At 33.0% G+C, this 26254-nt stretch carries 29 protein-coding genes, 1 pseudogene and 1 riboswitch; of the genes and pseudogenes, 16 read left to right on the top strand and 14 right to left on the bottom strand.

Annotation, left to right across the window (positions count from 1 at the left end):
* Nucleotides 1-8: 8 nt before the first annotated feature.
* The 3 genes from mreD to GQ590_RS02275 all read right to left on the bottom strand — a co-directional run bounded on the left by mreD (nucleotide 9) and on the right by GQ590_RS02275 (nucleotide 2512).
* Nucleotides 9-491, bottom strand: coding sequence for a rod shape-determining protein MreD (gene mreD, locus GQ590_RS02285; RefSeq protein ID WP_160406110.1), 483 nt, complete (start codon nucleotides 489-491; stop codon nucleotides 9-11).
* Nucleotides 478-1320, bottom strand: a complete 843-nt coding sequence (gene mreC, locus GQ590_RS02280; RefSeq protein WP_160406111.1) for a rod shape-determining protein MreC — start codon at nucleotides 1318-1320, stop codon at nucleotides 478-480. The genes mreD and mreC overlap by 14 nt, the downstream gene beginning before the upstream one ends.
* A 145-nt stretch (nucleotides 1321-1465) precedes the next feature.
* On the bottom strand, nucleotides 1466-2512 hold the full coding sequence (locus tag GQ590_RS02275; protein WP_160406112.1) for a rod shape-determining protein: 1047 nt from the start codon (nucleotides 2510-2512) through the stop codon (nucleotides 1466-1468).
* A gap of 370 nt (nucleotides 2513-2882) precedes the next feature.
* Between GQ590_RS02275 and accB the strand changes: the two genes are divergently transcribed.
* The 3 genes from accB to GQ590_RS02260 all read left to right on the top strand — a co-directional run bounded on the left by accB (nucleotide 2883) and on the right by GQ590_RS02260 (nucleotide 5431).
* Nucleotides 2883-3338, top strand: coding sequence for an acetyl-CoA carboxylase biotin carboxyl carrier protein (accB, locus tag GQ590_RS02270; protein WP_160406113.1), 456 nt, complete (start codon nucleotides 2883-2885; stop codon nucleotides 3336-3338).
* Between the two features lie 39 nt (nucleotides 3339-3377).
* The gene (gene accC / locus GQ590_RS02265) at nucleotides 3378-4724 is read left to right on the top strand and encodes an acetyl-CoA carboxylase biotin carboxylase subunit (RefSeq protein ID WP_160406114.1); all 1347 of its coding nucleotides are present in this window, start codon (nucleotides 3378-3380) and stop codon (nucleotides 4722-4724) included.
* Nucleotides 4725-4792: 68 nt separating this feature from the next.
* On the top strand, nucleotides 4793-5431 hold the full coding sequence (locus tag GQ590_RS02260; protein WP_160406115.1) for a bifunctional 4-hydroxy-2-oxoglutarate aldolase/2-dehydro-3-deoxy-phosphogluconate aldolase: 639 nt from the start codon (nucleotides 4793-4795) through the stop codon (nucleotides 5429-5431).
* A 57-nt stretch (nucleotides 5432-5488) separates the two neighbouring features.
* Here GQ590_RS02260 and GQ590_RS02255 read toward each other — a convergent pair whose 3' ends face one another.
* Nucleotides 5489-6259 carry an ABC transporter permease gene (locus tag GQ590_RS02255; RefSeq protein ID WP_160406116.1) on the bottom strand — a complete coding sequence of 257 codons (771 nt, stop codon included), beginning with the start codon at nucleotides 6257-6259 and terminating at the stop codon, nucleotides 5489-5491.
* Nucleotides 6259-7197 carry an ABC transporter ATP-binding protein gene (locus GQ590_RS02250; RefSeq protein WP_160406117.1) on the bottom strand — a complete coding sequence of 313 codons (939 nt, stop codon included), beginning with the start codon at nucleotides 7195-7197 and terminating at the stop codon, nucleotides 6259-6261. Before GQ590_RS02250 ends, GQ590_RS02255 begins: the two co-directional genes overlap by 1 nt.
* Nucleotides 7198-7419: 222 nt before the next feature.
* On the opposite strand from GQ590_RS02250, the gene mog reads away from it, so the two are divergent.
* The 5 genes from mog (at nucleotide 7420) to cysS (ending at nucleotide 12467) form a co-directional block, all read left to right on the top strand.
* Nucleotides 7420-7998, top strand: a complete 579-nt coding sequence (gene mog, locus GQ590_RS02245) for a molybdopterin adenylyltransferase (RefSeq protein WP_160406118.1) — start codon at nucleotides 7420-7422, stop codon at nucleotides 7996-7998.
* Between the two features lie 163 nt (nucleotides 7999-8161).
* Entirely contained in the window at nucleotides 8162-8620 is a 459-nt protein-coding gene (gene argR, locus GQ590_RS02240; RefSeq protein ID WP_160406119.1) for a transcriptional regulator ArgR, read from the top strand.
* Between the two features lie 108 nt (nucleotides 8621-8728).
* Nucleotides 8729-8902, top strand: a riboswitch (Lysine riboswitch).
* Nucleotides 8903-8976: 74 nt separating this feature from the next.
* Nucleotides 8977-10341 (top strand): lysine-sensitive aspartokinase 3, encoded by a 1365-nt coding sequence (gene lysC, locus GQ590_RS02235; protein WP_160406120.1) that lies wholly within the window; start codon nucleotides 8977-8979, stop codon nucleotides 10339-10341.
* 239 nt (nucleotides 10342-10580) lie between these two features.
* Nucleotides 10581-10826 carry a GlsB/YeaQ/YmgE family stress response membrane protein gene (locus tag GQ590_RS02230; RefSeq protein WP_160406121.1) on the top strand — a complete coding sequence of 82 codons (246 nt, stop codon included), beginning with the start codon at nucleotides 10581-10583 and terminating at the stop codon, nucleotides 10824-10826.
* A 249-nt stretch (nucleotides 10827-11075) separates the two neighbouring features.
* Nucleotides 11076-12467 (top strand): cysteine--tRNA ligase, encoded by a 1392-nt coding sequence (gene cysS, locus GQ590_RS02225; RefSeq protein ID WP_160406122.1) that lies wholly within the window; start codon nucleotides 11076-11078, stop codon nucleotides 12465-12467.
* A 97-nt stretch (nucleotides 12468-12564) separates the two neighbouring features.
* Here cysS and trmJ read toward each other — a convergent pair whose 3' ends face one another.
* Nucleotides 12565-13311, bottom strand: coding sequence for a tRNA (cytosine(32)/uridine(32)-2'-O)-methyltransferase TrmJ (gene trmJ / locus GQ590_RS02220; protein ID WP_160406123.1), 747 nt, complete (start codon nucleotides 13309-13311; stop codon nucleotides 12565-12567).
* A gap of 259 nt (nucleotides 13312-13570) precedes the next feature.
* On the opposite strand from trmJ, the gene raiA reads away from it, so the two are divergent.
* The 3 genes from raiA to mutY all read left to right on the top strand — a co-directional run bounded on the left by raiA (nucleotide 13571) and on the right by mutY (nucleotide 16207).
* The gene (raiA, locus tag GQ590_RS02215) at nucleotides 13571-13903 is read left to right on the top strand and encodes a ribosome-associated translation inhibitor RaiA (RefSeq protein WP_160406124.1); all 333 of its coding nucleotides are present in this window, start codon (nucleotides 13571-13573) and stop codon (nucleotides 13901-13903) included.
* A gap of 100 nt (nucleotides 13904-14003) precedes the next feature.
* Nucleotides 14004-15155 carry a bifunctional chorismate mutase/prephenate dehydratase gene (gene pheA / locus GQ590_RS02210; RefSeq protein WP_160406125.1) on the top strand — a complete coding sequence of 384 codons (1152 nt, stop codon included), beginning with the start codon at nucleotides 14004-14006 and terminating at the stop codon, nucleotides 15153-15155.
* Between the two features lie 5 nt (nucleotides 15156-15160).
* A complete protein-coding gene (gene mutY / locus GQ590_RS02205; RefSeq protein WP_202112839.1) occupies nucleotides 15161-16207 on the top strand; it encodes an A/G-specific adenine glycosylase in 1047 nt (348 codons plus the stop codon).
* Nucleotides 16208-16291: 84 nt separating this feature from the next.
* On the opposite strand, the gene GQ590_RS02200 is transcribed toward mutY, so the two are convergent.
* Nucleotides 16292-17476, bottom strand: coding sequence for an FAD-dependent monooxygenase (locus GQ590_RS02200; RefSeq protein ID WP_160406126.1), 1185 nt, complete (start codon nucleotides 17474-17476; stop codon nucleotides 16292-16294).
* An 18-nt stretch (nucleotides 17477-17494) separates the two neighbouring features.
* Nucleotides 17495-17665: a Sec-independent protein translocase subunit TatA gene (locus tag GQ590_RS02195; RefSeq protein ID WP_081300157.1), complete on the bottom strand. Its 171-nt coding sequence runs from the start codon at nucleotides 17663-17665 to the stop codon at nucleotides 17495-17497.
* A 641-nt stretch (nucleotides 17666-18306) separates the two neighbouring features.
* Between GQ590_RS02195 and GQ590_RS02190 the strand changes: the two genes are divergently transcribed.
* Both GQ590_RS02190 and GQ590_RS12625 read left to right on the top strand, forming a co-directional pair.
* On the top strand, nucleotides 18307-18996 hold the full coding sequence (locus GQ590_RS02190; protein ID WP_160406127.1) for a S24 family peptidase: 690 nt from the start codon (nucleotides 18307-18309) through the stop codon (nucleotides 18994-18996).
* A 59-nt stretch (nucleotides 18997-19055) separates the two neighbouring features.
* Nucleotides 19056-19178 (top strand): hypothetical protein, encoded by a 123-nt coding sequence (locus tag GQ590_RS12625; protein ID WP_255471404.1) that lies wholly within the window; start codon nucleotides 19056-19058, stop codon nucleotides 19176-19178.
* Between the two features lie 226 nt (nucleotides 19179-19404).
* Here GQ590_RS12625 and GQ590_RS02180 read toward each other — a convergent pair.
* Nucleotides 19405-19716, bottom strand: a pseudogene (locus tag GQ590_RS02180) (DDE-type integrase/transposase/recombinase); the annotation flags it as partial.
* Between the two features lie 1142 nt (nucleotides 19717-20858).
* Here GQ590_RS02180 and GQ590_RS12620 point away from each other — a divergent pair.
* From GQ590_RS12620 to GQ590_RS02170, 3 genes are all read left to right on the top strand, one after another.
* On the top strand, nucleotides 20859-20981 hold the full coding sequence (locus GQ590_RS12620; RefSeq protein WP_255471403.1) for a hypothetical protein: 123 nt from the start codon (nucleotides 20859-20861) through the stop codon (nucleotides 20979-20981).
* Between the two features lie 108 nt (nucleotides 20982-21089).
* Nucleotides 21090-21998, top strand: coding sequence for a DUF5655 domain-containing protein (locus GQ590_RS02175; protein ID WP_160406129.1), 909 nt, complete (start codon nucleotides 21090-21092; stop codon nucleotides 21996-21998).
* A 34-nt stretch (nucleotides 21999-22032) separates the two neighbouring features.
* The gene (locus GQ590_RS02170) at nucleotides 22033-22710 is read left to right on the top strand and encodes a hypothetical protein (RefSeq protein ID WP_160406130.1); all 678 of its coding nucleotides are present in this window, start codon (nucleotides 22033-22035) and stop codon (nucleotides 22708-22710) included.
* Between the two features lie 242 nt (nucleotides 22711-22952).
* Here GQ590_RS02170 and GQ590_RS02165 read toward each other — a convergent pair whose 3' ends face one another.
* The 5 genes from GQ590_RS02165 to GQ590_RS02145 all read right to left on the bottom strand — a co-directional run bounded on the left by GQ590_RS02165 (nucleotide 22953) and on the right by GQ590_RS02145 (nucleotide 26246).
* Nucleotides 22953-23546, bottom strand: coding sequence for a hypothetical protein (locus GQ590_RS02165; RefSeq protein WP_160406131.1), 594 nt, complete (start codon nucleotides 23544-23546; stop codon nucleotides 22953-22955).
* A gap of 428 nt (nucleotides 23547-23974) precedes the next feature.
* Nucleotides 23975-25120 carry a site-specific integrase gene (locus tag GQ590_RS02160; RefSeq protein ID WP_202112838.1) on the bottom strand — a complete coding sequence of 382 codons (1146 nt, stop codon included), beginning with the start codon at nucleotides 25118-25120 and terminating at the stop codon, nucleotides 23975-23977.
* Nucleotides 25105-25305, bottom strand: coding sequence for an excisionase (locus GQ590_RS02155; protein ID WP_160406133.1), 201 nt, complete (start codon nucleotides 25303-25305; stop codon nucleotides 25105-25107). Before GQ590_RS02155 ends, GQ590_RS02160 begins: the two co-directional genes overlap by 16 nt.
* A gap of 59 nt (nucleotides 25306-25364) precedes the next feature.
* The gene (locus GQ590_RS02150; RefSeq protein ID WP_160406134.1) at nucleotides 25365-25970 is read right to left on the bottom strand and encodes a 3'-5' exonuclease; all 606 of its coding nucleotides are present in this window, start codon (nucleotides 25968-25970) and stop codon (nucleotides 25365-25367) included.
* A 63-nt stretch (nucleotides 25971-26033) separates the two neighbouring features.
* Entirely contained in the window at nucleotides 26034-26246 is a 213-nt protein-coding gene (locus tag GQ590_RS02145) for a hypothetical protein (RefSeq protein ID WP_160406135.1), read from the bottom strand.
* Nucleotides 26247-26254 lie beyond the last annotated feature (8 nt).

Here is a 26254-nt window from a genome sequence, read left to right as displayed (position 1 = left end):
ATTCTCTTTTAGTTTATAGCAAAGCTCCGTCTTACTAGTCGTAAAAATAAATAAATGACAATCCATAAGAAGCCATCAATACAGCTAGATAGTAAAATTAATGGCGATATCGTTATAGTATGATAAATACTAACTTGAAATAAAAATACAAGTAAATTATAACACACCGAAACCGCAAAGATGACAAATGACTGTTGCCATAAAGCTAAATTACGTATCAATTGGAATTTAAAAACTAGTAAATAAGCAATAAATGAATAAATAAAAGCATGGATCCCCAAAATTGAACCAGTACATAGATCGATCAAAGCACCAAACACAAAAGCAGTGCCAATCCCAACCCGATGAGGAAGTGCAATTAACCAATAAACCAAAATAAGCATCAGCATATGTGGTTTAAATATACTATATGATGACCAAGGAATAATTTGCAAACATAAGCCAATCAATAGCGTTATCCAAATAATAAATATTCGATTACGAGCCTTCATATTTTGCTCCTTCATTTCCCCACAATAACAATAGATAACGCAAACGTTTCAAATCGGCTGTTGGTGTTGCAGAAATAATAGGGGTTGAATCAGTAATATCAAGTTTTACTGAGCTCACTACTGCAACTGGATATCCTTCAGGAAAACGTCCATCAAGTCCAGAAGTCACTAAAACATCGCCAACTTTTATATCAACATTATTAGATAAAAATTCTAATGTTAAATCATTACTACACCCATTACCCACTGCAACCATACTTATATCGTTTCTTAGCACTTGTACTGGTATTGCATGTTGATAATCACACACTAAAATTGCACGACTTGTTGATTGCGCAGTTTCATAAATTTGTCCTACGATACCTTTTTCATCAACAACCGGTTGACCAACATAAACACCATCTTGCTTACCTTTATTTAAAACAAATTGATAAACATAAGGATCAGTATCTGCTAGTAATACTTGCGCGGCCATTTTATGTTCATCATGTCTTAATGGGGAACCGAGTAATTGGCGAAGTCTACCGTTTTCATGTTTTAAGTGCTCAAGCAATAATAAATCGTTTTTTTGTTGCAATAATTCTGCATGCAATGTTGTATTTTCACTGATTAAAGTTTCTCGCGTCTTTGACATTTCGTAAAGAGAATCAAATGATGACCTTGGAAAATTTGAAATCTGATAAAGCGGAGAAATGATCGTATCTAAATAGTAACGAATTTCTTTAAATGGGCGATAATGAATATCTAACACAATTAGCGTTAAGGCTAACGCCAAAGAAGTAAATAATTGTACACTGAGAGGTGAACGTTTAGAAAAAAGTAATTTCATTGTCCTGTACTTGCCTGTTTTATTCTCAAGGTTTAATTATTTCAAGATAAGATTCCGCCGACACGATTGTCGGCGGAAGAAAATATGAGGTGTATACGTAATAATTTTCTCATAAATATGAAATTAATTAATAATGAAATTACCATTACTCTTCACTAAAGAGATCACCACCATGCATGTCTACCATATCTAGAGCTTTACCCCCTCCTCTTGCAACACACGTTAGTGGATCTTCAGCCACAACTACATGAATACCAGTTTCAGCTGATAATAATTTATCAATATTACGTAACAAGGCTCCACCACCAGTTAAAACCATACCATGCTCTGAAATATCAGAAGCAAGCTCAGGAGGACACTGTTCTAAGGCTACTTTAACGGCACTTACAATACCACTTAATGGTTCTTGCAACGCTTCTAAAATTTCGTTAGAGTTTAAAGTGAAGCTACGAGGAACACCTTCAGCAAGATTACGCCCACGAACTTCAATTTCTAGTACTTCATCACCTGGATAAGCGCTACCAATAAAATGTTTGATTTTTTCAGCAGTTGCTTCACCAATTAATGCACCATAATTGCGACGAACATAATTAATAATAGCCTCATCAAACCTATCACCACCAATCCGTGCAGAAGCAGAATAAACAACACCATTTAATGAAATAACAGCAACTTCTGTCGTTCCACCACCGATATCAACAACCATTGAACCTGTTGGTGCAGATACAGGTAAATCAGCACCGATTGCAGCTGCCATTGGCTCTTCAATTAAATACACTTCGCGAGCCCCAGCTCCTAGTGCTGACTCACGAATTGCTCGGCGCTCAACTTGTGTAGCACCTACAGGAACACAAACAAGTACGCGTGGACTTGGTCTTAAAAAACTATGGCTATGAACTTGGCGAATGAAATGTTGTAACATTCTTTCAGTGACAGAAAAATCAGCAATAACACCATCTTTCATCGGTCTAATTGCAGCTATATTACCAGGTGTTCGGCCTAACATCTGTTTCGCAGCATGCCCAACAGCAGCAACACTTTTTGGAGTGCCTGTGCGATGATCTTGGCGAATCGCTACAACTGAAGGTTCGTTTAACACGATACCTTGTCCTTTTACATAAATAAGTGTGTTTGCTGTACCTAAATCGATCGATAAATCATTTGAAAACAAGCCGCGAACTTTTTTGAACATAATAAAAACTCTTCCTAGAATTAATCTTGTTTAAGTATATTTTAATATTTAAAAACCACTATGGAATTAAAAATAAATATTTTTAACTTTATTTAGATTAAATAAAACTTTATTTAATCCCTTTAAACCATAGTAAACTTCAATATTAATTGACGGTTAATATTGTATCTCAATTATAAAATAATACCTAGAAAATAGTATAACAAGTGTTTGTAAAAGAGATATATAATGACAAAACCTGTTTTACAGTGTATTCTTCCGCGTTAATATTGAGTTACAACTTTATTATCGACTAAAAGATCACCTTTAGCTGATGATAAAGATGCATTTAAATAATTGTTACTTATATCAAATAAAAACGGTGTAATTCATGGATATACGCAAAGTTAAAAAATTAATTGAATTAGTTGAAGAATCGGGTATTTCAGAGCTTGAAATTTCTGAAGGTGAGGAATCAGTTCGTATTAGCCGTTCTGCATCCACAACAAACTATTCAGCGCCAGTACAAAATATTCAAATACCTCAATCAGCTCCTGTGGTTGTGGCTCCGACAGTTCAAACTGAAGTTGTCACAGATATTGTTGCTACAGATGGTACAACAATCAAATCACCTATGGTTGGAACTTTTTATCGCACACCAAGTCCAGAATCAAAAGCTTTTGTTGAGGTTGGTCAAACAGTAAATGTGGGCGATGTGCTTTGCATTGTTGAAGCGATGAAAATGATGAACCAGATCGAGTCAGAAAAAGCCGGTACGATAAAAGCCATCTTGGTTGAAAATGGTCAACCAGTTGAATTTGAACAGCCACTATTCATTATTGAATAATCTGAATTTATTATTGACTATACGATTAAGAGATTGAATATGCTTGATAAAATTCTTATTGCCAATCGTGGAGAAATAGCTCTACGTATCTTACGAGCATGTAAAGAACTTGGAATTAAAACTGTCGCTGTTCATTCTACGGCAGATAAAGATTTAAAACATGTATTATTAGCGGACGAAACTGTCTGTATTGGTCCTGCCGCTTCAGCAAAAAGTTACCTTAATGTTCCTGCATTAATTTCGGCAGCTGAAGTAACTGGTACAGCTGCTATTCACCCTGGATATGGATTCTTATCTGAAAATGCAGATTTTGCCGAGCAAGTTGAACGTTCAGGTTTTATTTTTGTTGGTCCAAAACCTGACACTATTCGTCTAATGGGCGATAAAGTATCGGCAATTAATGCTATGAAAAAAGCAGGTGTTCCTTGTGTACCAGGTTCTAATGGTCCACTAACTAATGATATTGAAACCAATAAGCAAATCGCAAAACAAATTGGCTATCCGGTTATCATCAAAGCTTCTGGTGGTGGTGGTGGACGTGGTATGCGCATTGTTCGTGAAGAAAAAGATCTCGAACAATCAATCCAAATGACCAAGCTAGAAGCAAAAACAGCTTTTAATAATGACATGGTTTATATGGAAAAATTTCTAGAGAATCCTCGTCATATCGAAATCCAAGTGCTTTCTGATGGTCAAGGTCATGCCGTTTATTTAGGTGAACGAGATTGCTCAATGCAAAGACGTCATCAAAAAGTTATGGAAGAAGCTCCGGCACCAGGCATTACCCCTAAAATGCGAAAGTTCATTGGTGAACGTTGCGTTAATGCATGTATTGAGATTGGTTATCGAGGTGCTGGTACATTCGAATTCTTATTTGAAAATGGTGAATTTTATTTCATTGAAATGAATACCCGTATTCAAGTGGAACATCCAGTTACCGAAATGATAACCGATGTTGATCTAATAAGAGAACAAATTTTAATAGCTGCAGGTAAACCACTTTCAATTAAACAAAGTGATATTGAAATTAAAGGCCATGCGATTGAATGTCGAATTAATGCCGAAGATCCAAAAACATTTATGCCATCACCAGGGAAAATTACTCGTTTTCACGCTCCTGGAGGATTTGGTATTCGTTGGGAATCACATATTTATGCGGGTTACAGTGTCCCTCCATACTACGACTCAATGATTGGTAAATTAATTGCTTATGGTGAAACTCGTGAAGTTGCTATAGCTCGTATGAAAAATGCCTTAGCAGAATTAGTTATTGATGGAATCAAAACCAATATTGATCTTCATATTGAAATTATGAATGATGAAGGTTTCCAAAAAGGCGGCACAAATATTCATTATTTAGAAAAAAAATTAGGCATTTATGAGTAACAAAATAATCCCTATCTATTAGGGATTATTGCTTTATTTAAGTATCAATAAGGTGTGGGTAAAAACAAATGAAAAAATGGAAACAAAGTGCTGAAGAAATTTTAACCATGGGGCCAGTGGTTCCGGTTATTGTTATTGAACGAATTGAGGATGCTGTACCACTAGCTAAAGCGCTTATTGCTGGCGGAGTAAAGGTACTGGAAGTAACGTTAAGAACAGCTTGTGCGATTGAAGCAATTAAGAAAATAATCAAAGAAGTTCCTGAAGCGATTGTAGGGGCAGGAACAGTAACTAGTGTTGAACAACTAAAACAGGTTACTGAAGCAGGTGTAGAGTTTGTTATTACACCAGGAATTACCGATGCTATTTTAGAAGCTGCAGTTGCAGGTCCTATCCCTGTTATTCCTGGTATTGCAACTATTTCTGAATTATTAAAAGCACAAGAATATGGTTTAACGGCATTAAAATTCTTCCCTGCTGAAATCAATGGTGGCGTTGCAGCATTAAAGGCATTTGCAGGCCCTTGTGGATACATGAAGTTTTGCCCTACAGGCGGTGTGAATCCTAAAAACTACCGTGATTATTTGGCACTTGATAATGTATTATGTGTCGGTGGAACTTGGTTTATTCCAACGGATGCCATAGCAAAAGGTGATTTTACTAAAATTACTGAGATGGCTAAGGAAGCTGTTGCAGGGGCACTGTAGCTAATATTATTCCGCCGATACAATAATCGGCGGTTAATTACTATTTCCAAGCTTTAATTAACTTCTCAATCCTAGTCCTCTATCAATCAATCGCCATGCAATTACATAAAGTACAGTTACAAATAAAATAAGCATTGAAAATGTGATCCATAATGGCACGTCTGACACTCCCAAAAATCCATAACGAAAACCATTAATCATATAAACAATAGGATTAATTTTCGATACCCATTGCCAAAATGTTGGTAGCATTGTAATTGAATAAAAAACACCACCTAGATAAGTTAATGGTGTTAACACAAATGTTGGAATAATGCTTATATCATCAAACGTCTTGGCAAATACAGCATTGATTAGACCTGCTAATGAAAATAAAATCGAGGTCAATAGCAATGTAAAAATAACAAACAACCAAGAATGTACATCGAAGCGAACAAAAAATAGCGATACAATAGTAACCAAAATACCCGTTAAAATACCGCGCATCACACCACCACCTACATACCCTAGAATAAGAATATTTGTCGGTACTGGTGCCACCAATATTTCTTCAATGTTACGTTGAAATTTAGCACTAAAAAAGGATGAACAAACATTGGTATAGGAATTAGTAATTACTGACATCATTATTAAGCCTGGCACAATAAATTCCATATAACTAAAACCACCCATGTCACCAATACGAGAGCCAATTAAATTACCAAAGATAATAAAATAAAGCGACATGGTAATGACTGGTGGAATTAAGGTTTGGATCCAAATTCTTAAAAATCGGGTTACTTCTTTACGCCAAATACTTTTTAAGGCAATCCAATATAAATTATTCATCAAATATCACCTTTTTGTTTGGTATCATTGTGCAACAGATCAACAAATAACTCTTCTAACCGATTTGCTTTATTTCGTACGCTGATCACTTTAATATTTTGTTTATTTAATTGTTCAAATAATTGATTTAATCCATTTTGCTTATCTACTTTCACTTCCAACATTCCAGGCTCGACATTGGAATAATTATAGCCAATTAACTCAATCTTCTTAGGCGTCGCCACATAATCAATAACAATTGTTTCAGATTGGCTTTTCGCCAATAGCTCACGCATTGATGAGTTTGCTATCAATTTACCGCTCTGAATAATACCAATTTTTCTACAAAGCATTTCTGCCTCTTCTAAATAATGTGTGGTCAAAATAATTGTGATACCTTGACGATTGATTTCACGTAAAAAATCCCACATAGAACGGCGCAATTCAATATCAACACCTGCAGTCGGTTCATCAAGAATTAATAATTTGGGTTCATGCACAAGAGCTCTGGCTATCATTAATCGCCTTTTCATTCCCCCTGACAACATGTTAGCTCGACTATGGCGTTTATCCCACAAATCTAAAACTCGCAAATATTTTTCGGCTCGCTCTAATGCGATTTTTCGGGGCAATCCATAATAACCACCTTGATTAGTGACTATTTGCAGCACTTCTTCAAATTGGTTAAAATTGAATTCTTGCGGTACAATCCCTAATTGTCTTTTAGCATTTACAATATCGGTATCTAAGTCATAACCAAAAATTTTTACTTGCCCACAAGTTTTAGTCACTAATGAACTAATAATACCAATAGTTGTTGATTTACCAGCACCATTTGGTCCTAGCAAAGCATAAAAATCGCCAGCTTGTACAGTTAAATCGATACCTTTTAATGCTTCTATACCATTTTTATAAATTTTTTTTAGTGAGATTAACTCAAGTGCGGGAATTGATGGCATGAATATATCCTAAGTGAATCAATTGCTATTTAAATAATATGATATCATGTTAAATCAATTGACAATAAAATCAATCAATGTACAGGTCTTTTTAATTTTATTTATATCAATGCGAATAAATTATCATTGTAAGATCATAGCGCATATTATTATTGGTTGGGCACAAACAGTGTAGTTTTAATTTTCGAGCTGTGTGCCTTTATCGTTGAAGGAATAAGTAGCATGTTTAAAATTGGGTTAATTTCAGTATCAGATAGAGCTTCAAGTGGCGTTTACCAAGATGAAGGCATTCCATCATTAGTTTCATGGTTACAAACCGCATTGAAAACGCCTTTTGTAACCGAAAATCGTATTATTCCTGATGAACAAGCTGTCATTAAACAAACATTATGTGAGCTGGTTGATAATCTACATTGCCATTTAGTTTTAACCACCGGAGGCACTGGCCCTGCAATTAGAGACGTAACACCTGATGCAACACTTGCGATCGCTGATCGGGTGATACCAGGATATGGAGAACAAATGCGTCAAATCAGTTTGCATTTTGTACCAACCGCGATTTTATCAAGGCAAGTTGCTGTTATTCGCAAAAAGTGTTTAATCATAAACCTACCTGGTAGGCCAAAATCAATTAAAGAAACACTTGAGGGTGTTAAAGATGATCAAGGTAATGTTATTGTGAGTGGCATATTCGCTAGTATCCCTTATTGTATACAACTACTAGAAGGACCTTATATTGAAACCTATGACCAAATAGTGAAATCTTATAGACCGAAGGATGCTATTAAATCAACACTTTAATTTTATGCATATTTAACGCATAATTATTTATATAATAATTGCTACTGATACATTAAAATTGGTAGTAGTTATTTTGGTTTAAATATCAATTAGACTTTATTATGAGTCTTATAACGACATTTATTAGTAGTAAAGAGTAACAAATTAGAAGCCAAGGAGCATTATGAAACAAGCCGATCTCACCAAAACATTTAAAGAGATGCTTCGTCAAGAGAAGTTTAGTTCACAAGTAGAAATTGTACAAGCGTTACAAGAACAAGGATTTGATAACATTAATCAATCAAAAGTTTCACGTATGCTAACCAAATTTGGTGCGGTGAGAACTCGAAATGCAAAATCCGAAATGGTCTATTGTTTACCTGCAGAAATAAGCGTACCAACAACTAGTAGCCCATTAAAAAACTTAGTGATTGATATTGATTTTAATAGCTCAATGGTAGTGATACGTACTAGCCCTGGTGCCGCCCAACTCATTGCTCGATTACTAGATTCAATTGGTAAATCAGAAGGTATTTTAGGTTCAATTGCTGGTGATGATACAATCTTTAGTACACCAACTAAAGAATGTACAGTAAAAAAATTATATCAAACCATTATTGAATTGTTTGAACGAGAGCTATAAATCTTTCAATTTCACCATATTACAACCAAATAATTTTTAGCATTTAACCTATTGACACAATTAATAAAATCGTTAATCCTATATAGTGCTGATTTCGTAACAGAAGTTGCAAAACGAAGAGGCGCATTACTCAGGTAAGTCATTTTATGGACTGGAACCACTAATAAATGATCGAGGGGATGTAATGCCGAGGTTTGATTACCCATCCAGAAGTAATTAAATCGACTGCAAGGGCTGAATCCCTTGGGTTGTCACCTTAACAGGTGGAGCGCTTCATGGTTTGTACTTTTTAATTGTAAATAGAACATGCCCGCTCTAGCTCTGTTAAAAATAAAAATTTTTAATATGAGGAATCCATGGAAACATCATTTGTAATTGCTAAATTTGGTGGTACTAGTGTTGCCGATTATCCAGCAATGGTAAATAGTGCCAATATTGTAATCGCTAATCCTAATGTTAAAGTTGTAGTGTTATCGGCATCTGCCGGCGTGACCAATTTGTTAGTTGCATTAGCAGAAGGTCGTGATACCGATGTTCGCTCTCAACATATTGCAAAAATTCAATCTATCCAATACAACATCTTAGAACAGCTACCTGAAAACCCCGAACTCCGAAATGAAATAGACCAAATCATTGCTAATATAGCCTCTTTGTCTGAAGCTGCAAGTTTAGCTACATCGCCAGCATTAACCGATGAACTTGTTAGTCATGGTGAAATAATGTCTTCCAAACTCTTTGTGGAGATATTAAAAGAAAAGCAAAAAAATGCCACATGGTTTGATGTACGTAAAGTATTGCGCACTGATAATAAATTTGGTAAAGCCACACCTAAAATTGAAGATATTAAACAACTTTGCTGTGCACATTTAAAATCACTAAACAATCAAAATATCATAGTAACACAAGGATTTATAGGCAGTGAAAGTTCAGGAAAAACTACAACCTTAGGGCGCGGTGGTAGCGACTATACCGCTGCTTTATTAAGTGAAGCATTAAATGCAACTCAAATTGACATTTGGACTGATGTGGCAGGAATTTATACTAACGATCCGCGCATTACTCCAGCGGCTAAACGTATTGATGAAATATCTTTTGCCGAAGCAACAGAAATGGCAACATTTGGTGCAAAAGTGTTGCACCCTGCCACATTAGTACCCGCTGTGCGTAGCAATATCCCAGTTTTTGTTGGTTCAAGCAAAACGCCTCAAGAAGGAGGAACAATTGTTTACAACACAAACAGCATTACATCTAAATTACCCGTATTTAGAGCTTTGGCATTACGCCGTAAACAAACTTTACTAACCCTAACCAGTTTAAATATGTTACATGCGCAAGGTTTTCTTGCAAATGTGTTTACGATATTAGCCAAGCATAATATTTCGGTTGATTTAGTTACTACATCAGAAGTAAGTGTCGCATTAACTATTGATACCACAGGTACTAACACCAACGGTAACAGTTTATTAACAAAAGAATTATTTAATGAACTATCAACCGTTTGTAATGTAACTGTAGAAGAAGACTTAGCACTAATTGCGATCATAGGCAATAACTTAACCTCAACACGAGGCATACCAAAAGAAGTGTTTGGTGTATTAGATGAGTTTATTATTAGGCTTTGTTGTTATGGAGCAAGTACACACAATCTTTGCTTATTAGCAAAAAGCAATGATGCCGAATCAATTATCAAAATTCTACATAAAACAATTTTCGAACAATAAGATTAAAAGGGGGATTAAATCTCCCTTATATTTCATTGCTAATATTTACTTGTTTTTATTATAACCTCGTAAAAAAATGAAAACACAGAATATTAAAATTAATAATCTTTATATTTTACATATCATTTCTGACTTTTGAACAATCGGTTAAAACTATTACATTGAACATCAGCATCTGTTAGATTTTTTAATCTATTTGAGTAAACTAACTTTAATTTCAATAACAAAAGGAAATAATCATGGGTATCATTAGTTGGATAGTTCTAGGATTAATTGCCGGCTGGATTGCGAAGTTTTTTATGCCACTTGGACGTGTAGGGGTGATTAAAACTATTTTATTAGGTGTAGCTGGGGCCTTAGTCGGAGGGTATATTAGCACCTTCTTTGGTTGGGGTAGTGTGACAGGATTTAATTTCCCAAGCTTGTTAATTTCAGTGCTTGGTTCGATTATACTTATTTATATCTATCGCCATTTAAAACAATAAGTTATTTTAATTTAAATTGGCGGGTAAACCGCCAATTTAAATAAGACTAAGGTTTGTATTTATAGTACATCATATTTCTTATCATCACCTTTAAAAACATCTATACAAACTCAACAAATTTAATTCAGTTGTATTGGTATATACATTTTCTCAATTTTGCTTGCAAAGTTCTTAATAAGTAATTTCGTCATATCCAGAATTTTGTTATATTATTTAACAAAATTCATCAATTTTAACCTGTATATTATAATGTTAAAAATATTCAACACATTAACCCGAGAAAAAGAAATATTCCAACCAATTACTCCTAATAAAGTTGGACTCTATGTTTGTGGAGTGACAATTTACGATCTTTGTCACATTGGTCATGGGCGTACTTTTGTTGCTTTCGATGTTGTTACACGTTATTTACGTTTTTTAGGTTACGATTTAACTTATGTTCGTAATATTACTGATGTCGATGACAAAATAATTAAGAGAGCATTAGAAAATGGCGAAACTTGCGAGCAATTAACAGATCGCATGTTACAAGAGATGTATGCCGATTTTGATGCACTGAATATAAAACGCCCTGATGTTGAACCTAGGGCAACGCATCACATGCCACAAATAATTCAATTGGTTGAAGAGTTAATTAATAAAAATCACGCTTATATTGCCGAAAATGGGGATGTGATGTTTGCTGTTGATAGTGCACCTAATTATGGTGTGTTATCTCGCCAAAATTTAGAGCAGCTACAAGCTGGTGCTCGTGTTAATGTGGTTGATGTTAAACGTAATCCAATGGATTTTGTATTATGGAAAATGTCAAAACCTAACGAACCAAGTTGGGATTCACCATGGGGTAAAGGTCGCCCTGGTTGGCACATTGAATGTTCAGCAATGAACAGCTATCAATTAGGTAATCATTTTGATATTCACGGCGGTGGTTCAGATTTAATGTTTCCACATCACGAAAACGAAATTGCCCAATCAACGTGCGCCCATGATGGACAATATGTCAATTATTGGATGCACTCAGGTATGGTGATGATCGACCAAGAAAAAATGTCAAAATCACTCAATAACTTTTTCACAATTCGTGACGTATTAAAGCATTATGATGCAGAAACAGTACGCTACTTTTTATTATCTGGGCATTATCGTAGCCAACTCAATTATAGTGAAGAAAACTTAAAACAAGCAAGAATAGCACTTGAGCGACTATATACAGCCTTGCGAGATACTGATGCGAATCATCCACATACGACACCTGATAGTAATTATTATCGCCAGTTTTGTAACGCTATGGATGATGACTTTAATACACCAGAAGCTAATTCAACGCTTTTTGACTTGGCTCGTGAAATAAACAAAGCCAAAGCCGATAATAATATGCAACTGGCTAATGAATTAGCTGCTGAGTTACGTTATTTATCGGCAGTACTTGGATTATTAGAGCAAGATCCTGTTAAATTTTTACAAGGCGATAAGCAAGATGATGTCGATGTGGCATTAGTTGAAGCATTAATAAAACAACGTAACGAAGCAAGAGCAAGCAAAAATTGGTCGCAGGCCGATGAGGCTCGTGACAAATTAAATGCAATGAATATTGTGCTTGAAGATGGCGCCAATGGTACAACATGGCGCAAAAAAAGCTAATATTTTTAACGTGACAATTTTATGAATAAATAAAATAACACATTAGGCTAATTGACTAAAATAGCCCTCATAATTTTATGGGGGCTATTTATAATTATCATAATGATTTATCAATCGAAGTTAAAATACCACGCAAAATATTTAGTTCCTGTTGTTCAATACGTGCACGTGTAAATAAGCGACGCAAACGCCCCATAATTTGCCCTGGATGATTATTATTAATAAAGCCAGTCCGTAATAAAGTCTGTTCTAAATGTTGGTAGAAACGTTCTATATCGGCATTTATAGGAAACTTAGCTTCGGTTATATTCGTATCTTTTGATTCTTCAAGTAGCTTACTTTCAAGATTTAACATTGATATACGAATTTCATAACACAATACTTGCACCGACATGGCAAGATTTAAAGAGCTATAATCAGGATTAGCGGGAATTCCGACATGATAATGGCATTTTTGCAATTCTTCATTAGTTAAACCAACCCTTTCACGTCCAAATACTAAAGCAACTTGAGCATGCTGGTTTGAAGCTTCTTGAATAATTTTATCACCACACTCTTTTGGTGTTAAATAAGGCCACTGTAAACTGCGAGAACGTGCACTAGTTCCTATCACTAAAGTACAATCGGCAATGGCATGTTCCAGTGACGAGAAGATTTGTGCATTTTTAATAATATCACTAGCTCCTGCTGCTAACGAAATCGATTGAGAATCAGGTTTTATAACTGGATTAACCAAACAAAGATTAGTTAATCCCATGGTTTTCATTGCTCTTGCAGCAGATCCCATATTACCAGTATGCGATGTTTCAACCAAAACAATCTTCACATTATCTAAATAACTCACATAGTCCTCATTATTAAATAATATTCTATAACAATAGAATAAACTATATTCTTAAAAAAGAAGTATATATTAAAATAATTGAAAAATCAGTTTTGGCTTCTTCTGTTATACAATATTTAATTAATTGAATCTTTCCCTAATTTAAATTCATAAAAATGAGTTTAATAATAAATATCTTATTGACGAGACTGAAATAATTTGCCAATGTAGTAACAACATTATAAATCTTAGCTTGTTGATAAAAGAAAGGAGATCAATTATGACTTTAAGTATTACCAGTAAACAAATGGATATTACTCCTGCAATTCGTAGCTATCTAGAAGATAAATTTTTGAAGTTAGATAAATGGAGAGCGCAGCTAATCAACCCTCATTTTATTTTATCCAAAGAGCCAGATGGATTTATTGTTGATGCAACAATTGCTACCAAAGGAACACCATTAGTTGCATCTGCCAAACATATTGATATGTATGCAGCTATTAATGATCTTATTGATAAACTTGAAAAACAGCTTAATAAACTGCAACATAAAGGCGAGTCTCGACGTGCAATGAACAGCATAAAAGATAAAATATTAGAAGATGAAATTTAATTAATCTATTTTTTTAGATTAAATAAAAAGGCACTTTAATGGTGCCTTTATTTTCGTGCTTGTTATAATATACACTATCTTTTTTTAACATCTAATAAAAATGACTACAAACCCTTTGCTACCTTTACGCAATCAAATTAATGAGCTAGATAAAACGTTGTTAGAACTTATTGCCCAAAGGCGTAATCTTTCAACACAAGTGGTTCATACAAAAATTGAAGCCAATATGCCTGTGCGTGATATTGAGCGAGAACGTTCACTTGTCAAAAGCTTGGTTAATCAAGGCAAAAATTATCATCTTGATGATATGTTTATAAAACGCTTATATCAATTAATTATCGAAGATTCCGTACTATTACAACAAAAAATCTTACAAGAAAAACTTAATCACAACACAATTACTACCGCCAAAATTGCCTTTTTAGGTCCAAAAGGATCTTATTCACATTCCGCTGCTCGCCGTTATGCTCGCACTCACTTAGATGAAATGGTTGAATTAAGTTGTTCAACGTTTAAAGGTATTTTTGAACAAGTCGAAAATGGTTCTGTAAATTATGGAATTTTGCCAATAGAAAATTCTAGTTCTGGATCAATTAATGAAGTTTATGATTTATTGCAAAAAACGAATTTGCATATTATTGGTGAGCTCTCTTTACCTATTGATCATTGTGTTCTTGCTATACAAAATTCACAGCTAGAGCAAATCGATACTATCTATAGCCATCCCCAACCGTTCCAGCAATGTAGTAACTTCTTAGAAAACTACCCAAATTGGAAAATTGTATATTGTGATAGCACTTCATCAGCAATAGAAACGGTTGCTAAATTGAATAAACCTAACATTGCAGCAATGGGTAATAAAGATGGTGGTGAATTATATGGATTGCAAGTCCTTGAACATAATTTTGCAAATCAAAAAGAAAACATTACTCGTTTTATTGTGTTAGCTCGTCATCCTATCGAAGTATCAGATCAAATCCCTGCTAAAACCACAATTCTAATGAAGACTGGTCAGCAAGCGGGTGCTTTAGTTGATGCATTATTAGTATTACGTAACCATAACATTGTTATGACTAAACTTGAATCACGCCCAATTCATGGTACGCCTTGGGAAGAGATGTTTTATATCGATTTGCAAGGTAACATTCATTCTTATGAAATGCAAACAGCTCTTAAAGAATTAACTTCCATGACGCTATACACCAAAGTGCTTGGGTGTTATCCAACGGATTCTGTTGTTTCTGTAATATAATAATTATGATGGCTATGCAGCATTTTTCTCAATCTGTGCTTAATTGGTATGACCTGTATGGTAGAAAATCACTACCTTGGCAAATCGAAAAGAGTTCTTATCATGTTTGGTTATCAGAAGTCATGTTACAACAAACTCAAGTTGCAACGGTTATTCCTTACTTTAATCGTTTTATTGAGCACTTCCCACAAATAGCAGATTTAGCAAAAGCGCCAATTGATGATGTATTGCATTTTTGGACAGGACTTGGCTATTATGCAAGAGCACGTAATTTGCATAAAGCAGCACAATTAATTGTTGATAAATTTAATGGTATGTTCCCTACAAAGTTCGATGATGTCGTCGCACTTCCAGGCATAGGACGTTCAACAGCTGGTGCAATATTATCTCTTGCACAAAATCAACATTACCCCATTTTAGATGGTAATGTAAAACGTGTATTAACTCGATATTTTGCTGTTGAAGGTTGGCCCGGTATTAAAACTATCGAAAATAAACTCTGGCAATTGAGCGAACAAGTGACTCCTGAAACTGATGTTGCAAAATTTAACCAAGCCATGATGGATATTGGCGCGATGGTTTGTACGCGTACTAAACCTAAGTGCTCTTTATGTCCTTTGCATAGCAATTGTCTTGCATATAAAACAGAAAGTTGGCAACAATATCCAACCAAAAAACCTAAAAAGATTATTCCTGAAAAAACAGCTTATTTTTTAATGCTAGAATACAATCAAACTGTTTGGTTAGAAAAAAGACCACCATCAGGCATTTGGGGTGGGCTATATTGTTTACCACAGTTTTCAAGTAAGCAAGAAATAATTGACTGGCTAAAAAAACAAGGTATCGAAACTTCACCTTTAAAACAGCTTATTGCATTTCGCCACACATTTAGTCATTTTCACTTAAACATCGTTCCTTTCCATTGTGTCATCACAAAGCATACAAAATGTTGGGATGAATCTTATGGGTATTGGTATAACCTTAAATCTGAAAATGAAAAAATTGGGCTTGCTACGCCCATTTATAATCTATTAAAACAAACAATTTTCTAACATTTTTTACTTATTTTTATATTGAAACACATTCTTTCCTGAAAATTTTTAACAAAAGTAACAGTAATAAAATGTAAACTTAGATCAAATCTTCATAGCATATTTGATCAGTTGTTTTTTTAATAGTGAGCTATGATCGATGGTATTCATACCTATTGTTCTTAATGTCTTTTTTAGTAAATTATCACCATTAAACATATCTTGAATAGTTTGCATGGCCGTGAGCATAACTAACGCATCTTTACGACGATTAAACTCAAATGATTTTAAATTTTTTGCAAGCCCAATATCTTTATTAGTTTCAATTAATTGTTTAATAGTTGAAACTAATAAAGCAGAATCTTGAAAACCTAAATTTACCCCTTGTCCTGCTAAAGGATGAATAGTATGAGCTGCATCGCCAATAAGTACAAACCGATGCTTAATAAATTGTTTAGCAAACCGCGCTTTTAATGGAAATACCATTCTAGGGTTAATTAACTGGCATTTACCGACTTTATCACCCGTTAACCGAAATAATTCGTTCGAAAATTCTGATTCTGAAAATGAAGTTAAAGTAGACGCATTATCTGGTTTTGTTGACCAAACTAAGCAACTTTTATTTTCCTGCCAAAGAGGAAGAAAAGCGATAATTCCATTTGAATAAAACACTTGCTTAGCACAAGATTGGTGAGGGAACTCTGTTTCAACCGTTGTAATAACAGCATGATGAAGATAATCACGCTCAAAAACTGGAATATTTTCATACCTACGCACCCAAGAATGAGCACCATCAGCCCCTATCATTAATCTAGCTTGTAAAACAGTTTTATCTGTAAGAGTCAAAAAGACAAAGTCGTCATTAAAAGCACAACCAATTGCTTCGCAATTATATATATTAATATTAGAGCAATTTAAAGCATATTGATAAAGATAATGAGAAATGACATTATTTTCAATAATATAACCTAAATTTTGATAGTTATAATCTTTAGCATGAGCTGATAAATGTGCTTGACCATTTTTCTCCCATACGCCAATTTCAGTAAATTCTTGAACTCGCTTACTCTGGCATAATTCATCCCAAATACCTATTTGCGAAAAATACCGTTGGCTTGAACCATTAATAGCTGAAGCTCTAATACCTATTTCAGCATGCAAGAAGGAGTCATGTTGATGAACTTTATTGTCTATAATAGCAATATTTAAAGCATTTTGGCTTAGTGCGCAGGCCGTAGCTAAACCGACTAACCCACCGCCAATAATTACTACATCAAATTGAATATTCATATTAATAAATGCAACTATTTAATTTAATTTATCATCATTTTTTGATTCAACTTCATCATCACTCATCGCTTTTTTAAAACCTTTCAATGCTGAACCAAGATCGGAACCTAAATGACGGAGTTTTTTAGTGCCAAACAATAAAATGACCACAGCCAGAAACACTAAAAGATGTGGAATACTAAAAGACATAATCAAATCCTCTCAATAAAATATAACTCTCTATTGGGATAAGTTGTAAAACAAATTTTATACGTATCTTATTATACTCTTTTTGAGAAGGGATTTCATGAATAGTTCAAGAATAAAAAAAGACCTGTATAAAACTATACAGGCCAACATGAAATATAAGGAATATAAGGAAAGAAAACAATGAAAAATCCTTACCCTGCCTATTATCCATTTTTTTTCGCTCGAGTCAACGTTTTTATTTGTTTTTCTATTTATTTTTTATTTGCTCGATAATTAAGCACTAACAAAATAACCAAATAAAACATCAATATAGATGATTATTACTGCTTTTTTATATTTGATTAATATCAAATATTAATAAAAAAATTATTTCATTTCACTTAAATAAATATTTTTTGCAATAAAATACGAGTTATTAAGCGGAAAAAAACAATTCATTTATTTTTTAAAAATATTATCAACAATAAACAAAGAGCGGAAAAAAGCAGAAAAAATCAGAAAATAAAAGAACGTAATTTAAAAAAACAATTAAAATCATAAACAAAATCAAATTAAGCGTTTTTTCGCATTTTTTGCTATTTAAAATAACAAAAACACTTTATAATTAACAAATTTACAAAAGAAAAAATAATGGTACAAAGATGAAAGTAACTAAAAATAATAATGTCAAAACATTTAAAGATAGATTGCATAGCTCAATGCAGGGATTATCAGTTTCCGCCTTCGCGAAAAAATGTGATATGTCTGAAACAGTCATTAGAGATTATTTATCGGGTAAAACTTACCCTTCCCTTACTCGTCTAGAGGTAATTGCTGAAAAATGTAATGTTTCTTTTAATTGGCTGGCTACTGGTTATAGACAAGAATTTGTGGACTGGAAAGACGAAGAAGATGTTTACAACGAAAATATTTATCGAATTCCTGTTTATAAAAAACAATTACCCTCGAAAGAAGAAGCACAAAAAGAACGTTTTGTTAGAGAAACACCGCCAGTGATGAACTATCCCATTATTGAGGGGTGGGTTAAGCATCGCGGCTTAGATGCTAAAAAATTAATCATATATTGGGCCAAAGGCGATTTGATGTCACCAGAAATAGAAAATAATAACGGTCTAATTCTTAACACTGAAATAAATGATATTGTAGATGGGGCAATCTATCTTATTGAATATGAAGATATAACCTTTCTAAGAAAGGTACGCTTAACACTTAATGGATGGTTATTGATTTGTAATAATAGCCAACATCCTACCATTGAAGTACCAAAAAGTGACTTTCATAAATATCATATTGTTGGACGTGCTGTGCTAATTATTAAAGATATTTTTTAATAACGTTAATAGATATATCAACTTTTAATACATAATCTAAAATTGAGGAAATATTTAATATGTATTTCCTCAGAAAAATCACCGTTACTAATTTGGCTAAAGGCGATAACAAAACCTATCCGGGTGAAATGCTACACGTTGATACCAAACGTTTACCTTTACTTAAAAATGAAACAAAATAACAAACGAGAGAATATTTGTTTGTTGGCATTGATGCTTTTTCACGTGAGCTTTATGCCGGTATTTACCCTGATAAATCCCAATTTAGCTCGGCACAATTTTTACAAAACGATGTGTTAGCCCAGTGTCCTTATACCACTGATCCTCGCCAAAACATTAGACAGTGCCCACCTCTATCATTTTTTCGTTTTGGTAATATTGTTGTTCATATTGCTGCGGTGATACCTAGCCATTGGCTGAATGACGGCGTATCCGATTATAATAGATTTCAATATATTCAAATAGTGCTTTACTAGCCTGCTTCCTCGTTTTGTAGTAACAGTCATGAATAATATGTGTTTTGAGTGTATGAAAAAAACTTTCAACAACCGCATTATCAAAGCAGTTTCCTCTTCGACTCATGCTTTGCCTTAGCTCATATTGTAACAATAATTGCTTGAAATCAGCGCTGCAATATTGGCTTCCTTGGTCACTATGGATGAGTACATTTTTAGGAAAGTGACGCCGAAATAAAGCTTGTTTTAATGTATTACACACTAAATGGCTGTAACCACCACTTTCTAAAATAGGAAACGTAAAATCGAAAAATTGATTAGTATTCTGAAAGTTTTTATCTAAAAGAATCAAATCTTCAAAAAACATTTTCCCGTTAGATTCATTTCCCATTTCGACCTCCATCATGGTGTGATCTGCTACTTTATAAAACATGACTAATTTGCTATAGCCTGAACTAAATCAGTGCTAATTTGATAGCATCAATTTTAGGAAATTAAGATAAAAGAGACGAATGAATTTGATACCAAATAATATCCAAGATATTGCTCATCATAGGGATAATGATGTTATATGTAGACATTTCTAGCATTGTTTACAGTAATTTAAGAAACAACTGTAATAAATATACATAAAAAAAACAAAACTAACGCCCTATCATAAGCAAGCGATATAACGCTGACACTATAAAGAAAAATAACCGTTACTAATTAGGTCAAACACTCTATGGTCATTCGCGAGAGCATTTATAATATGCTAAAAAAGCCTGATGAAAGCTGTTTGTGCCTTTAACCAGTAAGAACCAATGTTATAAAACCATCAGCTAGGGTATTAAACGTTTATTTAAAATCGAAAAAGCCATTAAAAATAAATTAAGGCGGCAAGCTAAAGGCGATAACAAAACCTATCTAAGCGAAATACGACAGGCTGATACCTAAAGTTTGCCGTTACTTAAAAATCAAACAAAACAGCAAACTAGAGAATACCTACATTTTTATATTTATTTGATTTTTTTAGATAAACCGTGTAATAACCGGTATATCAAGCAAAAATCACCTGCCTATAAACTAATGGAAAAGCCGAAAGCGTGATACGAACTTTGAATTGAGATGCGGCATAATCAGCCAATATTTAGCGATGCAAAAGAGTGAAAACAAAAGCTTAAACGCTTTATTCATTTTTATCATACCGTTAAACCGCATAAAGCGATTTCAGGAAAAACGCCTTATGATTTTTAGCGGATTATTTTAATTATAAAGTGTAAATAACTTGGCGTTTACCTACACCAAAACATTTGTCATGGAGGATATGCTACTTTTGCATTATTTGATATTGTAAACCTGCAACTTAAGGATTCGGAATATAAATTTTATGCTTTTAATAATGGCAATGAGTTATCTGGTATGTTTATGTCAAAAAATGAATATCAACAATATTGCTATAGATTAAAAGTAAATAAAGCTAAACCCAGTAATTTTCCTTACATACCCACGCTAGAGCCTGATTGGTTTGAGCAGTATCATGAGATATAATAAAAATTAATTTGTTTAAGTGATTTATTTTATTATATATATTGTTAAAATTAGAAATTAATGTGATTTATTCAAAAATAATATTTACTAAATCAGGCTGGGAGAACAATGCAAGTTTTTTTAAATAAAAATCAAAATTTAACATTTTTGAAAGAAAAACCTTTTAAGTTAGAAAAAGAAATTCAAACATTATTTGAAAAAAATTTAGATATTATTGGTAATTTAACTTTTGTAAAATCTGAATTTAGAATTAAAGATTACCGTATTGATACCTTAGCTTATGATACCGAAGCAAATGCCTTTGTTATTATTGAATATAAACGTGAACGCAATTTTAGTGTTATCGATCAGGGTGTGACCTATTTAAATCTTATGCTTGATTATCAAGCTGATTTTATTGTCGAATATAATGAATCTTGCCAAGCTAATTTAAAACGTAACCAAATTGACTGGTCGCAAAGTAAAATTATTTTTGTTTCTCCTTCCTTTACTGACTACCAAAAACAGTCGACTAACTTTAAAGATTTAGCCATAGAACTATGGGAAATTAAACAGTTTGATAATGACTTAATTTCGATTAATCCCATTAAACGTTCTAAATCGGCACCTAATATTAAGCAAGTACAACATACCCGAAATTCGGCCTTAGATAAGGTGACTAAAGCGTTAGTTGTATATGATGAGGATTATCACTTAAATGATAAATCTGATGATGTACTAGAGCTTTATGATAGCTTCAAAAATGCGATTTTGTCCTTATCAACAGAGCTAGAAATATTGCCTAAAAAGCTTTATGTCGCTTTTAAGCAGGGTAAAAACAGTATTGTTTCTATACATTTACAGAACAAATCATTAAAAATCTGGATTAATACCAAAAAAGGCAATCTTGATGACCCTAAAAAATTAACAAAAGATGTTTCAAATGTGGGTCATTGGGCGGCTGGTGATTATGAGTTAACTGTGTCTGATACTAAAAACTTAGAATATATTATGAGCTTAGTTAAGCAGATATTGTGATAAGTTGAACTCCAGATTAGGAATAAAAAATACTATGTGGCAAAAAATAAGGGCTTATTTGGATACAAATCTATTATTGGACATATTAAGCTTATGCTGGATTTTTATAATACTTTATCTTATAGATAATCAACATTATTTTATTGCTGGAATTATCTTTTATATTCCCATTATTATTTATATTGTTACACATTATAAACGATTACTATCTCGTATAAAAAAATGGTGGGAAATATTATTTGGTTTTGGTGTATTATTCTTTTTTTCTTGCATTTATGCCAAAAAATCATTAAGTTATACTTATGATATCGACCCAGAGTATTTAAATTACTCAGTTAGTATATATGCAACGTTAATTGCATTGCACCTTGGTACCATCTTAATTTTTTTATTTTATTTTGTTTCTTATATAATAAAATTTTGTTATTGGAAATTTCTTAGTTTTTTTTCCTCTAAGTATCAAAGAAAGATACAATCACTTGAATTTTGCTTTGCTCCATTTGTGATGATAGGTTTGTTTATACCAATTTTATCATTATGTTATGCAGGGAATCTGTTGACGGATTATTATATTATTACTGATGCTTACCCTGTTTCTGACTGCGGGGAAAAATATAACGATATTGTTTATATCAGAAAAAGTAATACGGAATGTTATTCGATTAAGTTAACGATTCCACCTGTATTTAATATTATTAAAGCAGCGAAATAAACCTTTAAAACGGTTACATTCTTCTTGGACTACTTGCATCAAGTTGCATTTAAAAATAGGCGCTTGTTCACACTTTAGAATTTTATATAAAATGGTAGCACGCAAAAAATAACTATAATTAAAACAAATATTAAACACCTATTAAAAAAACAAGTTAGTTTAAGTAAAACACAACTAGATCTATTGAGAAAAAGTATACCTATTGTAACTATTTTTATATGGTCTATCAGACTGAGTTTCTTTTAATATTGATGCAGTCCTGAAAGATCATAATTAACCAAATAAGAGCCTATAGAATTACTTTGTACTGTAACTAGTGCTTGAGTATTATAATCAGAATGTTTTCTATTATTAAAACAGAGGAAAAAAATACCTGATGTATATTGATCTTGTATTTTTATTCCTTTGTTGCAACTGCTAAATCGTCCAATACGAGGGCCAGATGTGGTGATCTCATAATGAGTTAAATACGTATTTGTTTCTTTAGGGAAAAAATAAACATAATAATCAAATAAAGGGAAAATTATTATAAAGCACAAACAAGCAATACTATAAAATCGATTACAATATTGCATTATTCTTTTTTTAATCGGTTTATTAATAAGCGTCTTACGACGAAAAGAAAATATAAATGCAATGAACACTGCAAATACTAGAGAAATCAGAATATCTGGTATAGGCAATGAAACAATTATTCTTTGGCTAATTTTTATAAAAAAGAGAACATGAAGCATAAAAAAACCAAAAAGAATAAATATTATCATTTTAAGAATAAGCCTTTTTCGCTTATCTTCATAAGGGATATTTATATTCCAGCTTTTTAATTCATACTTCATCAATACATTAATCCTATTTATAACGATTAATAATAGGTGAGAAAAATAAAACTATATTCTTGTATTGTATCATCAATTTAAATTAATTGTCTTTTTAATAAACTCTTTTACCTTATCGAATTATCCATTATTTCAATTAAGTAGGTTGAGAGGTGATAGATTCACTTTACTTCGTTTTTGCCGTTATGCACAAGATCCGGCTTAATTTCATTGGGATTGAATTTGACTTTCTTAGATTTGTCTGGAGGGGATAAAAACAAAAATTAAGTAATTATTTGTTTTTTATATATTGTTAGCTTTATGAAGTTCTATATAACCATATAGTGGTGGAGCTGGCGGGAGTTGAACCCGCGTCCGAATTTCAATATCAATATAAATAATAACAATTTTTTATTTTGTTTGTTTTTTGCGTGCATTAGACGTGCATTTTATTTTGATGCTTTTTTGATTGATGTATTACCGTCGTATGATTCAAGGTACGAACCGTAATGCCGGAATAACATTTCTGGCCCTTTATGCCCCATTTGCTCTGCTAACCAGAATAGATTAACACCGTTGCTTAGATGATATGTTGCAAACGTGTGTCTAGTTTGATACGGGTTGCGGTAGCGTACTCCAGATCGTTTTAACACTGGTACCCAAGCTTTTTTTCGTATTGCATCAGCACCTTCCCATTGTTTATTTGTTTTTGGATCCAAAAAAACATACTCATTATGTAAAAAACTAAATTTCTTTTGTTTAGCTAATGCTATTAGTGCATTATTATCCAGATCAATAATACGAGTTCCTGCTTTTGTTTTTGTCCCTTTTTCAACTCCAACCACTCGAGCAGAATTTACATGTACTTTGTTTTTAATAAAATCAATATTTTTCCACTTTAGTGCACAAAGTTCACTAGATCTCATACCAGTTGCAAATGCAAATCTGAATAAATTTTCCCATTGCTCGTTACTACAAAATTGTAATATCGCATTAACTTCATCTGGCGAGAACGGATCAACAACGTAATCACTTTTATCTTGTTCTGTGCTTTTGTCATGATATTTAGATACTGATACAGACTGAACGGGATTAATAGAAATTATCCCATCAATAATAGCATCATCAAGAGATGATTTAAGGTAAGATAAGTTATTACGTTTAGTCTTAATTGATGTTGTTTGTTCTTGTACCCAATTTTTTATAATTCCTGGTGTTAATTCGGTTATGCAAATATCATGAAGATCATGAAGTGCATTAATGCACTTCTGATAGCCGTTGATCGTTGATGGAGATAATTTTCGTTTTTCACATAAAGATAAATAACTATCTAAATAGTTCTTAACTTTTAAGCCTTTACTCGAATAGCCAAATATTTTTAACTTATTTGACTTCGGAAAAAAATCAGCATAATTAAAAGTCCCACGTTCAATACTATTTAATATTTCACCTCTTTGTCGTTCTGCATATTTTATGTTTGATGGGGTAACAGGCAGTCCACGTAGCGGTTCACGACAGCAAACACCTTTGAACGTAAATGTGATAATTAATGTTTGAACGTTTGCGTGTTTTCGAATTGTTACACCACGCGACATTTTTGTTTTTCCTTTCCTTTCCATTCATCAACCGCTACTATATCTACCTGACGCTCTTTTATACCCTCAACACGGAAAACATGTACTCCAAAAGCCCAAATGCCTCGTTTGAGCCTTTTGTCTACAGCACATACCGTGTCGCCATATTCGCTACAATATTTAGAAATTGGTAAATAACGTATCATTTTTTTTACTCCTTTTACTCCACAAAATTATTAAATAATTGTTATCTACAACTTAACAATTATTTTGAAACCAAACACATTTGTTCTGCATCGGACATTGCATCATGTAGTGCGTTGTGTTTTAAAAAATTAAATGACGACGTATAGTTTTCAATTTTTCCTTTTGCTGTTCGTGTTAATGCGTCAATATATGTTCTAACATCTCTGACTTGATAATATAACCACGGCGTTTGTAATGAATATTCATTGAATGCATTTTCTAAAATAATCGGGTCAAAATTTGTTCCTCTAAAATAAAATGCAATATCAGGGTTAATTTTTTTCCATTCATTTATTTTAGATATTAATTTCTTAAGAGCTTCTTCTAGGTGAGAATATCCTGGTTCAAGGGATATATTTTTTTTATCAACTTGAGATCTCCACCATTCTAGCGTTTCATTGCTGACCGTTCGGTTGGAATAAAATAATTGGTCTGTCAGGTCACATGACATGCATAGATGATGATCACTGTAACAACCCGAAATTTCAACCATAACCATTTCTATTGTTTCTAACGTTTCATTTAAATTAAATCTATCAAATGCAAATGCTCCAATTGACAATATAATTGCTGTCGGTTTTGTATCTAATGTTTCAATATCAATAATAACTGTATTAATTGTCATTTTAATTTTCTCCTTGTTTGCTATATCTAGTCATATTTAGCCCTCAATTGCTTGCTCTATGCTTTATAGTCGTTCTAAATCTAAATATAGTTCTTTAATATCGTTATCTATTCTTTGTTTTGTTGAATAAACTTTACTTTTTATTAACCTAATTTCTGCTCTACGATTTAGTATTTCGACAGCCATAACCATTTCAGTGGTTGGTGGGTTTTCACGATCGTAACTTCCAGCTATTTCCAATAATTGGTCTTCTGTTAAATATCTGATTTTATCCATGTATATCA

This window comes from Gilliamella sp. Lep-s35, assembly GCF_009795845.1.
In the GTDB taxonomy this organism is placed as follows: domain Bacteria; phylum Pseudomonadota; class Gammaproteobacteria; order Enterobacterales; family Orbaceae; genus Gilliamella.
The sequence above is the reverse complement of the archived record's forward strand: the minus strand, read 5'-3'. Positions and strand labels throughout refer to the sequence as shown.